The 10437-nt window shown below is 56.2% G+C and carries 11 protein-coding genes; 2 read left to right on the forward strand and 9 right to left on the reverse strand.

Annotated features, from left to right (window positions below; genetic code table 11):
* Positions 1-35: 35 nt before the first annotated feature.
* From trxB to CKO12_RS07485, 8 genes are all read right to left on the reverse strand, one after another.
* Positions 36-989 (reverse strand): thioredoxin-disulfide reductase, encoded by a 954-nt coding sequence (gene trxB / locus CKO12_RS07450; RefSeq protein WP_200154108.1) that lies wholly within the window; start codon positions 987-989, stop codon positions 36-38.
* 147 nt (positions 990-1136) lie between these two features.
* Entirely contained in the window at positions 1137-2609 is a 1473-nt protein-coding gene (locus CKO12_RS07455) for a hydrogenase 4 subunit F (protein WP_200154109.1), read from the reverse strand.
* On the reverse strand, positions 2606-3340 hold the full coding sequence (locus tag CKO12_RS07460) for a formate hydrogenlyase (RefSeq protein WP_338032713.1): 735 nt from the start codon (positions 3338-3340) through the stop codon (positions 2606-2608). The genes CKO12_RS07455 and CKO12_RS07460 overlap by 4 nt, the downstream gene beginning before the upstream one ends.
* Positions 3337-4290: a respiratory chain complex I subunit 1 family protein gene (locus CKO12_RS07465; RefSeq protein WP_200154110.1), complete on the reverse strand. Its 954-nt coding sequence runs from the start codon at positions 4288-4290 to the stop codon at positions 3337-3339. The genes CKO12_RS07460 and CKO12_RS07465 overlap by 4 nt, the downstream gene beginning before the upstream one ends.
* Positions 4287-5951: a glutamate--cysteine ligase gene (gene gshA / locus CKO12_RS07470; RefSeq protein ID WP_200154111.1), complete on the reverse strand. Its 1665-nt coding sequence runs from the start codon at positions 5949-5951 to the stop codon at positions 4287-4289. Before gshA ends, CKO12_RS07465 begins: the two co-directional genes overlap by 4 nt.
* Positions 5948-8071 (reverse strand): carboxy terminal-processing peptidase, encoded by a 2124-nt coding sequence (locus tag CKO12_RS07475; RefSeq protein ID WP_200154112.1) that lies wholly within the window; start codon positions 8069-8071, stop codon positions 5948-5950. Before CKO12_RS07475 ends, gshA begins: the two co-directional genes overlap by 4 nt.
* Before the next feature lie 123 nt (positions 8072-8194).
* On the reverse strand, positions 8195-8698 hold the full coding sequence (gene def / locus CKO12_RS07480) for a peptide deformylase (protein WP_200154113.1): 504 nt from the start codon (positions 8696-8698) through the stop codon (positions 8195-8197).
* A 3-nt stretch (positions 8699-8701) separates the two neighbouring features.
* Positions 8702-9223: a glycine cleavage system transcriptional repressor gene (locus CKO12_RS07485; RefSeq protein ID WP_200154114.1), complete on the reverse strand. Its 522-nt coding sequence runs from the start codon at positions 9221-9223 to the stop codon at positions 8702-8704.
* Positions 9224-9361: 138 nt separating this feature from the next.
* Here CKO12_RS07485 and CKO12_RS07490 point away from each other — a divergent pair, with 138 nt between their 5' ends.
* On the forward strand, positions 9362-9589 hold the full coding sequence (locus CKO12_RS07490; protein WP_200154115.1) for a hypothetical protein: 228 nt from the start codon (positions 9362-9364) through the stop codon (positions 9587-9589).
* A gap of 6 nt (positions 9590-9595) precedes the next feature.
* Entirely contained in the window at positions 9596-10078 is a 483-nt protein-coding gene (locus CKO12_RS07495; protein ID WP_200154116.1) for a MerR family transcriptional regulator, read from the forward strand.
* Positions 10079-10245: 167 nt separating this feature from the next.
* On the opposite strand, the gene CKO12_RS07500 is transcribed toward CKO12_RS07495, so the two are convergent.
* A partial coding sequence (locus CKO12_RS07500) for a transposase (protein ID WP_200154117.1) occupies positions 10246-10437 on the reverse strand: 192 nt, incomplete at its 5' end.

Consider the following 10437-nt stretch of genomic DNA (forward strand, 5'->3'; position numbering starts at 1 on the left):
GCGACCGCTGCTGACGTGGTGAAAAATTGGCGGTTTTAGGTGCGCGTTTCCAAATACTTTTCAGCATCAAGCGCCGCCATGCAGCCAGAACCCGCCGAAGTGATGGCTTGCCGATAGACCGCGTCCATCACGTCGCCAGCAGCGAACACGCCGGGCACCGAGGTCGCAGTCGCGTTGCCCTGACTGCCGCCTTGCACGCTGAGATAGCCGTTGACCATCGCCAATTGCCCGGTAAACAGATCGGTATTCGGCCGATGCCCGATGGCGATAAACACGCCTTGCAGATCAATATCTTGCGTCGAACCGTCCACCGTACTTTGGAGACGAATGCCGGTGACGCCTGTCGCATCGCCGAGCACTTCATCCAGCGTTTGATTCCACGCCAGCCGGATGTTGCCGGTTGCTGCTTTATCAAAGAGTTGTTGCTGGAGAATTTTCTCCGCCCGCAGCGCGTCGCGCCGATGCACCAAGATCACTTCGGAGGCGATGTTGGACAAATACAGCGCCTCTTCGACTGCCGTATTGCCGCCGCCAATCACCGCAACCTTTTGATTGCGATAAAAGAATCCGTCGCAGGTCGCGCAGGCAGACACGCCGCGCCCACGAAATTCCTGCTCAGATGGCAAGCCGAGATATTGCGCACTGGCACCGGTGGCGATGATCAGCGCGTCGCAGGTGTACACCGCTGCATCGCCGGTCAAACGGAAGGGACGATGTGCGAGATCGGCAGCGTTGATGTGGTCAAAAATGATTTCAGTGGCGAAGCGTTCGGCGTGGCGGCGCATCCGCTCCATCAATTCCGCGCCGTTGACGCCGTCGGAATCGCCGGGCCAATTATCGACCTCGGTGGTGGTCATCAATTGCCCGCCCTGCTCCAAGCCCGTGACCAGCACTGGCTTGAGATTGGCGCGAGCGGCGTAGACCGCAGCCGTATATCCGGCCGGCCCCGATCCCAGAATCAACAGTTGGCAATGTTTGGTATCAGTCATGCGGTTATGCGTCCTAAAAATAGGTGAATGTTTTTAAGTTTTCAATAATACAAATCGGCATTGATAAGCGCATTTTTTGAATAACAGCGAATAAAAAGAGTTGACAACACAAGCAACGTGTTTCATGTTGTCAACTGACAACTGAATTCACAACACCGGCGCTCCCGCAATTAACTCCGTCGCCCGATTCAGCCAGATCACCAGAAAATCAGGAATCGACAACCCCAGCCACAGCACCAGCCCTAAATGAATCACCACCGGCAGCATGTTGGCGGACACCGGCTGCTGACCTTCTGGCGCTGCGCCGTACACCATCGGATGCAAATGTCGGAACAAGCCAGCAAACGCAATCGCCAACCCGCTCACCAGCGCCAGCGTGAACCAAGGTTGCGTCTGCATCGTCGCCGTTAAGAGCAAGAATTCGCTGGTAAACACGCCAAACGGCGGAAATCCTGCAATGGCGACTACGCCAAACAGCAGCGCCCACCCGACTGCTGGCTGGGTGCGGATTAAACCGCGAATCCGCTCAATTGCCTGCGTGCCAGCAATGTGGGTCGCGTGACCAACGGTGACAAAAATTGCCGATTTCGTCAGCGAATGCACCAGCATGTGCAGCAACGCGCCGAACGTCGCCAGCGGTCCGCCTAAACCAAATGCAAAGGTCATTAAACCCATGTGTTCAATTGACGAATAACTAAACATCCGTTTGATGTCGCGCTGGCGATGGAGAAATAACCCCGCCACCATGAATGACACCAGTCCAAATCCCATTAAAAGCGCACCCGCTAAATGCGGCGTCGTCGTGCCCGCCAGCGAGCCGTCCACCAACATTTTGAGCCGCACCACCGCGTACAGCGCGACGTTTAGCAGCAAGCCCGATAACACCGCCGACATCGGCGTTGGGCCTTCAGAATGCGCATCCGGCAGCCATTGGTGCATCGGCACCAGCCCGACTTTGGTGCCGTAACCGACCAGCAAAAAGACAAACGCAATGCGCATCACCGTCGGATTCAGCTCATAGGCGCGTTCATACAACACGCTCCACGTCAGCCCCGCGCTTGGATCGGCGATGACGTGCTGCGCCGCAAAGTAGGTCAACACGGTGCCAAACAGCGCCAGCGCGATCCCCACGCCGCATAAAATAAAGTATTTCCACGCTGCTTCGACCGCTTCCGGGGTGCGATACAGCGACACCAGCAGCACCGTTGCCAGCGTTGCGCCCTCAATCGCCACCCACAACACGCCCAGATTGTCAGTCGTCAACGCCACCAACATCGTCAGCATGAACGCCTGATACATGCTGTGATAAATCCGCATACTCATCGCGCTGATCTTGCCGCTGGCGCAGACATGGCGCATGTACGGGCGCGAGAAAATCGAAGTCGTCACCCCGACAAAGGCGGTGAGCACGACGAGATAGACGTTAAACGCATCGACGCGAAAATAAGTGCTGGCAATCACTCCCGCCGCTGCCACTTCCCACGCCAGCCACGCCGCACTGCCCAGCGTGATCAGCGACACTGCCAGATTGAACCAACCCGCCAGCGCCAGCGGTCGCAATAGCGCCAGCACCAATCCGCCCAGCAACGGCGTCAGCACCATCACCAACAACGCAGTCATTTGCTTGCTCCTGTCGCCGTCGGCGTGTCCGCTCCCCTCCTTGAAAAAGGGGGGCTGGGAGGGATTTCCACTTCCGTCAAGCGGTTGAGCCGATCCACATTGAGCGAGTCGATGCTGGCGCGAATCTGAAAAAAGAACACGCCAAACAGCACCATCGCCACTAACACGTCAAAGGCCACGCCCAATTCCACCACCAGCGGCATTCCCGCCGTTGCTGACACTGCCGCCAAAAAAAGCCCATTTTCCATTGACATAAAGCCCAGCACCTGCGCAACCGCCTGCTGTCGAAAGACCATCATCAATAATCCAATCAACACCACCGCCAAACTCACCGCCACGATGTTGCGCGTAAACGCCAAGCCCTGCGCCACCATCGGCTCCACCAGCCAGTAGCTGAAAATCACCAGCAGCACTGCCGCCATGATGACCAGTGCCGGATGGCGCAGCAGTTCCGTGTGCCGCGATAACTCCAGCCGTCGCACCAGCCGATGCAGCATCCAAGGAATCAGCAGCCCTTTGAGCACCAGCGTTAATCCCGCTGAAAAATAGAGATGGTGGGCGTTGCCAGCCAGTGCGACCACGCCAGTGACTGCCGCCACGAGGACGCCTTGCCACGCAAAGGCATGAATTGCCGCCACTAATCGCGCTTGCGCCAGCAGCACGAAAGATAAAAACAGCGCCAGCGCCGCCAGCAATAAAACGAATTGTTGCAACAGCGGTAATTGCGTCACGCGCCGATCTCCAAAATGACGTGACTGAGTAAGCCGAGCAGCGCCAGCAGCAGAGCTAAATTCAAAAATGCCGGCACCCGGAATAACCGCATCTTGGCCAACGTCGTTTCTGCCAGCGCCAGCGCCGCGCCCAAAATCATCAATTTGCCCAGCACCGCCATGAACCCCACGCCCAGCGCCGTCACGCTGAATTCCTGCGCCACGCCCCAAGGAAAAAAGACGTTCGTAATCAACACGCCGTACAGCAGCAACTTCACCTGCGCCGCCCATTCCATCAGCGCCAGATGTCGCCCTGAGTATTCCAGCAGCATCGCCTCATGCACCATCGTCAGCTCCAAATGGGTCGCCGGATTATCCACCGGAATGCGCCCACATTCCGCCAACGCCACCAGCAGCAACGCGCCCAGTGCGAATAAATACGACGGGCGCAGCAAAAATCCGTCGGCAAGATGATGTGCCATCACGCTCACCAAACTGGTGCTGTGCGCGGTCATCGCCAGCGTGAACACCGCCATCAGCATCGCCGGCTCTGCCAGCGCCGAAATCAACATTTCCCGCGATGCGCCCATCCCGCCGAATGCCGTTCCCACGTCCATGCCTGCAAGCGCCAGAAAGAATCGCGCCAGCGCCAATAATCCAACTAAAACAATAATATCGGCGATCTGCGCAATCGGCAGATCAAGCGCCAACAGCGGCACGGTCGCGGCAGCCAGCCACGTCGCCACAAACACGATATAGGGCGCAGCACGAAACAGCAGCGAGGCGGTGTGCGGCACCCGAATCTCTTTCATCAGCAGCTTGTGCAGGTCGAAATATGGTTGCAGCAATGGAGCGCCGCGCCGGTTTTGCAGCCGCGCCTTCACCTTGCGCACCCAGCCCATGAGCAGCGGTGCGAGTGCCACAATCAGCAGTGCTTGCAGCAGCGCCAGCAGCCAAGTGATTACGGTCATGCCGCGTGGTCTCCGTTTTGATTGGAAATCCCCCCCGACCCCCCTTTTTCAAAGGGGGGAGTTGCAGAGGTGCTTTTTTCAAAGGGGGAAGACCCTGCGAAATATGCCGCCAAAAAATCATCAAAATTCAGCGTGTCGGCAGCTTCAATCTCGCGCTGGCGCTGGTGCGAATCGGCAACCAGTTGCGTCAACCACGCCAGTCGCTCCGGCGCTAACGGCTCGCGTTGCAACTGCTGGCGCTGGTGAGCGGAGAGTTGGCGGGTGAATTCCGCAAATGACAGATTTTGCTCCCGCAACTGCGCCAGCACCTGCGCGGAAGGCGTCAAGTCTGGATCGGCAACTTTGGCCAATTGCTGGCGTACCACTTGGGAACGCGCTCCATCTGCCGCGCCGTCCAGCAATTCTGCGGTGCCCACCAGCGCCGTGAGATGATCGTGCGCCCACTGGCGGAGCGTGATCTGCGTCCGCGCTCGCGCCAGTTGCAAACCCGGTTCGCGCCCGCGCTGCGCGGTCAACACCTGATTGTCATCAATCTCTTGACGCTCGCGGGTGCCGATGCGCGGACTGTCGCGCAGCAGGCAATCCAGCATCAACGTCTCAACCAACAGCAATTGCTCGTGACCGACGCCAACCGGTTCAAACGGATTGACATCCAGCGAGCGCAGTTCGACATAACGGATGCCGCGTCGCCGCAGCGCCACGCTCGGTTTTTCCAACCACTGCGGCGGTTGCTTCGGGCGCACGGTGCTGTAGTACTCGTTTTCGATTTGGAGCACGTTGGCGTTGAGTTGCTCATAACGCCCGCCGACTTTGATGCCGATGGTTTCATAGCGCGGACACGGCGTTTCAATCGCCCACGTCAAGCTGCGCACATACGCATCCAAGCTGTCGTAATTGGCTTTGATGCCCGCGCCTTCTTCCTGTTTATTTTGATAACCGATGTCGCCCATCCGCAGCGAAGTGGCGTGAGGTAAGCACAGCGTGTTGGCGGTGAGCGGCTGCAAGCCGGTGGTTTGATCGGCGACGAAACTGGCATCAATTGCCGGCGAGGCACCAAACAGATACGGCACCAGCCAGCCGATGCGCTGGAGATTGCGGATCATCCCCATCTGCGCGGCGCTGCGAAATGCCACCGCAGACGGCGCGGCTGGCACCGTTTGCGCTTGATACAACTCCCAAAAAGCATCGCTGAGAGAAAAGTTGACGTGTACCCCGGCGATGAGCTGCATCGTCCGTCCGTAGCGGTTGCCCAAGCCGCGCCGATACGCAGTTTTCATGGTGGCGGCATTCGAGCTGCCGTAACGCGCCAGCGGAATCGCCGCCGCAGCCGGCAGCGGGCACGGCATACTGTTTCCCCACAAGGCTTCATCGCCAAGCTGTTGATACACAAAGCGATGAATATCAGCGAGCTCGGCGAGGACGGCATCTGCGCCGGGCAGCGGGGCGGTGATGAGTTCGAGCAATGCCTCGGAAAAATCGGTGGTGATATGCGGATGCGTGAGCGCAGCGCCGAGCGCGACCGGATGCGGCGTAGCAGCCAGTTGTGCCGCTGCCGTCACGCGCAACGCCTCTTTTTCTAAACCAATCCGATTGCCGCGCAAGGCGACGCTGGCATCAGCAGCACCGAGCTGCGCCAGCCGCTGTTCCTGCGACCTGTTCACTGGGTTGCCACCGCTGGCGCAGGTACAACAACTGGTGCGGGCACGACGGGCGCAGGTCGCAATAACACTTCGTCAAGCAACACCCGCGCTGCTTCTTCCACTTCAATGCGGGCGATAGCTTGGCGTTGCGCTTCCAGCGCCTCTTCATTGACCGCTTCCGCATCTTCATCCACCGGCGTGATGCCGCGAGTGTGCAAATAACGGTCGCGTTCGGCTTTGAATCGCTGCTCACGCTGCTGATCCTCAGCGCGGCGGTCGGTCTCTCGCAGCGAGACTTCTTTTTGCGCGTCCAGATCACGCAGCATCTTGCTGCGCTCCGTCAGCATGTTGAAGCCGATGTCAGTGGCGATGCGAGCGGCGGATTGCCGCGCTAATTGCTCGACATTGGTGAGGATGCTGGCGCGATAAGTGGCGGGTTTGATGCGCGTCCACGGCAGGGCGTTATCCAGTGAGCGTTCGCCGTGTTGGTTGAGATAGCTGGCGCTGGGAAAGCGAATGTCGGGAGTGACGCCGTTGAGTTGGGTGCTGCCGCCGTCGATGCGGAAAAATTGCGCCATCGTCAAGCGCAGGCGGCCGAGATCGTTGTGTTCACCCGGCACGAAGCGGTTGATGTCAATCAGGGTTTGCACGGTGCCCTTGCCAAAAGTCGGCTCGCCGATAATCAAGCCGCGTCCGTAATCTTGAATGGCGGCGGCGAAAATCTCGGAGGCGCTGGCGCTGTCACGATCCACCAGCACGGCGAGCGGGCCGGCGTAGGCGACGCCAGCATCGGTGTCGGCTTCGACTTCAATTTTGCCGAAGGCGTCTTTGACCTGCACCACCGGGCCGGTGTCGATAAACAGTCCGGTCAGCGAGGTGGCTTCTGCCAGCGAGCCGCCGCCGTTGCCGCGCAGATCAATCAAAATGCCTTCAACGCCCTGCGCGGTGAGGTCGGCAAGCAAGCGGCGCACGTCGCGGGTGGTGCTGCGAAAATCGCGGGTGCCGGCGTTTTCGGCGTCGAAATCACGATAAAAAGTGGGAATTTCCAAAACGCCGATTTTGCGGGTGACATCGTTGACGCGCTGCTCGATGACTGAACTTTTGGCGGCCTGATCTTCGAGTTTGATCTGGTTGCGTACCAAGGTGACTTCACGCGCCCGGCTGGTGGTGCCGGGCGTTTTGGAGAGCAGTTGCAAGCGCACGACGGAACCTTTGGGGCCGCGAATTTTGTCCACGACATCCTCCAAGCGCCAGCCCACGACGTCCTCCATCGCGCCATCCAATCCTTGTGCGACGCCGACGACCTGATCGCCGGTGTGGATTTGCCCAGATTCACGCGCCGGGCCACCGGGGACGGTGCTTTGCACGATGGTGTATTCATTGTCGCCGCGCAGCACTGCGCCGATGCCTTCGAGTGACAATTTCATGCTGATGTCGAAATTTTCCGAGGTGTCGGGCGACATGAAACTGGTATGCGGTTCAATGGCTTGGGTGTAGGCGTTCATAAACGTTTGAAATACATCATCACCGTTGAATTGGTGAATACGCCGCGCCAGTCCTTCGTAGCGTTTTTGCAGCCGCTCGCGGATTTCAGCATCGGGTTTGTCCGCCAGCCGTAAAGTCAAAAAATCATTCATCACGCGCTTGCGCCACAGCGCGTCAAGTTCGGCGCTGGAGGTACACCATTGTTTCGTTTCTGGTTCAAACACATAGGTTTGCGGGCGGCTGAAATCAAAACGTTCTTGCAGCAGTTTTAACGCCAGCGCGACGCGCTCATCGACGCGCATCCGATACACGCGGAACACGTCAAAAGCGATGGCGAGATTGCCTTGGCGCAGATCATCAGCCAGTCGCCGCGCTCCGGTGTTGAAACGGTCGATGTCGTGGACTTGAAAAAACGCTCGCCCCGGATCAAGTGCTTCCAGATATTTTTCAAACACTTGCGCAGCAAAGATTTCGTCAAGATTGACTTTCCGATAGTGATACCGCTCCAACACCTTATTGATGACGATGGCCGATTTCGTTTGACCAGCAGCGGGGAATAGTTGCGCTAACGGCACCGGCTGAGGAGTGGCGAGGGCGGCAGCGGTGGTTAGCGCCGCGAGTGGAATGAGCAGGAAACGAAACAGGTTTAGAATCATTTTTGAGGGTTCACTTTTAGTGTTTTGAGTTGATTTTTTGAGTTATCGGTTTTGAGTTGTCAGTGAGGCGCGTTAAATATGAACGGTTATTTTTTAACTGACAACTGACAACAATTCAAAAAATCACTTTTGATACGTTTTGCGGCGATATAAATCGGTGCGCCGACTCACCACCCGATCAACAAATAACAGCCCATCAAGATGATCCATTTCATGCTGGACGGCGCGTGCTTCATAGCCCTCCATATTAAATTCCAATACTTGTCCCGTCGCATCCTGCGCCCGTAATTGAATCGCAGTGGCGCGAATCACATTGCCCGTATAATCCGGCACCGATAGGCAGCCTTCACGCCCAATCGCATAACCTTCCCAATGCACGATTTCAGGATTGACCAGCACTAAATAACCATGATTTGGCGTTTTAGGGCGCTGCGACACATCCACAATCACAATCCGCTGCTGGCGTCCGACCTGCGGTGCCGCAATCCCCACCGCTGCCGGCCCGGCTTGGCGCGTCGCCTCCAAATCCGCAATAAACGCCTGCAATTCAGCATCAAACTGCGTCACGGGCACCGACATTTGTTTTAAGCGCAGGTCGGGGAGCTGCAAAATATCCAAAATCGCCATCGTTCAACCAATCATCACGTCAACGGGAGCGACCGACACCGACACGCCCTGCGCAATGAGCGGCGCCAGCGCCAGCTCCAATTGTGCCAACGTCGCCTCACAAAAGCCTTGAATATCCATCATATACAGCGGCTGCGCCGTTTCTCCAACCACGTCAGATTCCAGCGCCAAAATGTTAAACCCCTGCGCCGCCAAAATCGTCGTCACCTCCGCCACAATGCCCGCCCGATCCGCGCCGCTCACGCACACCTGAAAATTCGGCACCGGATGCTGCCGCACCCCAGCCGCCACCGGATGACAATGCACCTGCAAACCCAATTTCACCGTGATCGGAGCCAGCGCCGCCAACACCGACTCGCCCGGCTCCTCACTGCTCACCATCAACATAATGGTGAAATTCTTCCCCAGCCGCAGCATCGACGCCTCGCCGAGATTGCAGCCAATTTGATACAGCGTGCGCGTCACCTGCGCCACAATCCCCGGTCGGTCATCGCCAACCAACGTCAACAGATTCCAGTGCGACATACATCAATTTCCTCAATATAATCAAATCGAAGTGAGCGCAAATGACCCAGCGTTGTGCGCCGGCGCTCGGTTTGACAATCTAACGCTTACGTCATATAAAGATCACGTCCAGTGTAACGTGAATGATGGAGAAAGCAGATGCACCTCAGCGATGTGTTGATTCATATTAACGACTCTTTGAATAAACCACAGCAAGCAGCACTTGAAGAAGCAATGCGTGATATTGATGGCGTAATTGCTCCGCGTTTCAATCCGGGCACCAACCATCTGTTATTGGTGGCATTTAATCCTGATGTCACCAGCAGCGCCGCGTTATTCGCTCGCGTCACTGCTTTGGGTTATAACGCACAATTGATCGGCGTGTAAGCGCACATGAATGAACCATTAAAAAAAATTGGCGATGCGGCAGAATTTCTGGGCACTACTACGCGCACGTTGCGCTTTTATGAAGAAGAAGGGTTGATTACCGCTCGCCGTACCATTGGCGGTACCCGTTATTATTCCACCGCCGATCTCGCCCGCTTGTCCGCAATTTTACACTTGGTGCAAGCGGGAATTCCTTTGCAATTGGTTAAAACATTGGCAACCACTCGCGCTCAATGTCAAACCGGTGCGGATAGCAGCCAACGTCTTCACGCGGTGCTCAATTCATTGCAAACGCAATTGGATACGCAAATCACGGCATTAACGCAATTAAAAGCGGATGTCGCTTTTGCTGCCACCACGTTGCAATCCTGTTTTGATTGCGCCAATCCGCCCACGCGCAGCGGCTGTCCACAGTGTGCGATCAATCAGTTATTAACCGTGTCCCAATTATTGAATTTAATTTGGGAACAAGAACCAGACTGCGATTAAAGGAACCGCTGATCTATTTAATGTTCTCTGCGTTGCCCTTTTAAGGGCATATTTTTATAAATGTGATATTAAATAAATTGTTTCCGTTTTAATGATTCAATATAATCAACCCTTTTGTTAGGTAAAATTAAGGTACTTTTATGCGCTAGACTCTATTTTTCAGGTGTTTAATAGTGACTTTTTGCTATTAATAGATTAGCCAGAGCAAACAAAGTTTTTAGTTGTGCGGTATTTTTTGCAAGCCCTTTATAACGTACCTTACGGTGCATAAACAGATTTTTAATGATGTGAAATGGGTGTTCAACACGCGCTCGTATTTGCCCCTTTACTTTCTCAAGTTGTTGCGTGAGATTTTTTAT

The sequence above is a fragment of the Chromatium okenii genome (assembly GCF_016583745.1).
Taxonomy (GTDB): Bacteria; Pseudomonadota; Gammaproteobacteria; order Chromatiales; family Chromatiaceae; genus Chromatium; species Chromatium okenii.

Coding starts and splice junctions, on each gene's coding strand:
- trxB (WP_200154108.1), bottom strand. CDS start 989: ATGACTGATACCAAACATTGCCAACTGTTGATTCTGGGATCGGGGCCG.
- CKO12_RS07455 (WP_200154109.1), bottom strand. CDS start 2,609: ATGACTGCGTTGTTGGTGATGGTGCTGACGCCGTTGCTGGGCGGATTG.
- CKO12_RS07465 (WP_200154110.1), bottom strand. CDS start 4,290: ATGACCGTAATCACTTGGCTGCTGGCGCTGCTGCAAGCACTGCTGATT.
- CKO12_RS07475 (WP_200154112.1), bottom strand. CDS start 8,071: ATGATTCTAAACCTGTTTCGTTTCCTGCTCATTCCACTCGCGGCGCTA.
- def (WP_200154113.1), bottom strand. CDS start 8,698: ATGGCGATTTTGGATATTTTGCAGCTCCCCGACCTGCGCTTAAAACAA.
- CKO12_RS07485 (WP_200154114.1), bottom strand. CDS start 9,223: ATGTCGCACTGGAATCTGTTGACGTTGGTTGGCGATGACCGACCGGGG.
- CKO12_RS07490 (WP_200154115.1), top strand. CDS start 9,362: ATGCACCTCAGCGATGTGTTGATTCATATTAACGACTCTTTGAATAAA.
- CKO12_RS07495 (WP_200154116.1), top strand. CDS start 9,596: ATGAATGAACCATTAAAAAAAATTGGCGATGCGGCAGAATTTCTGGGC.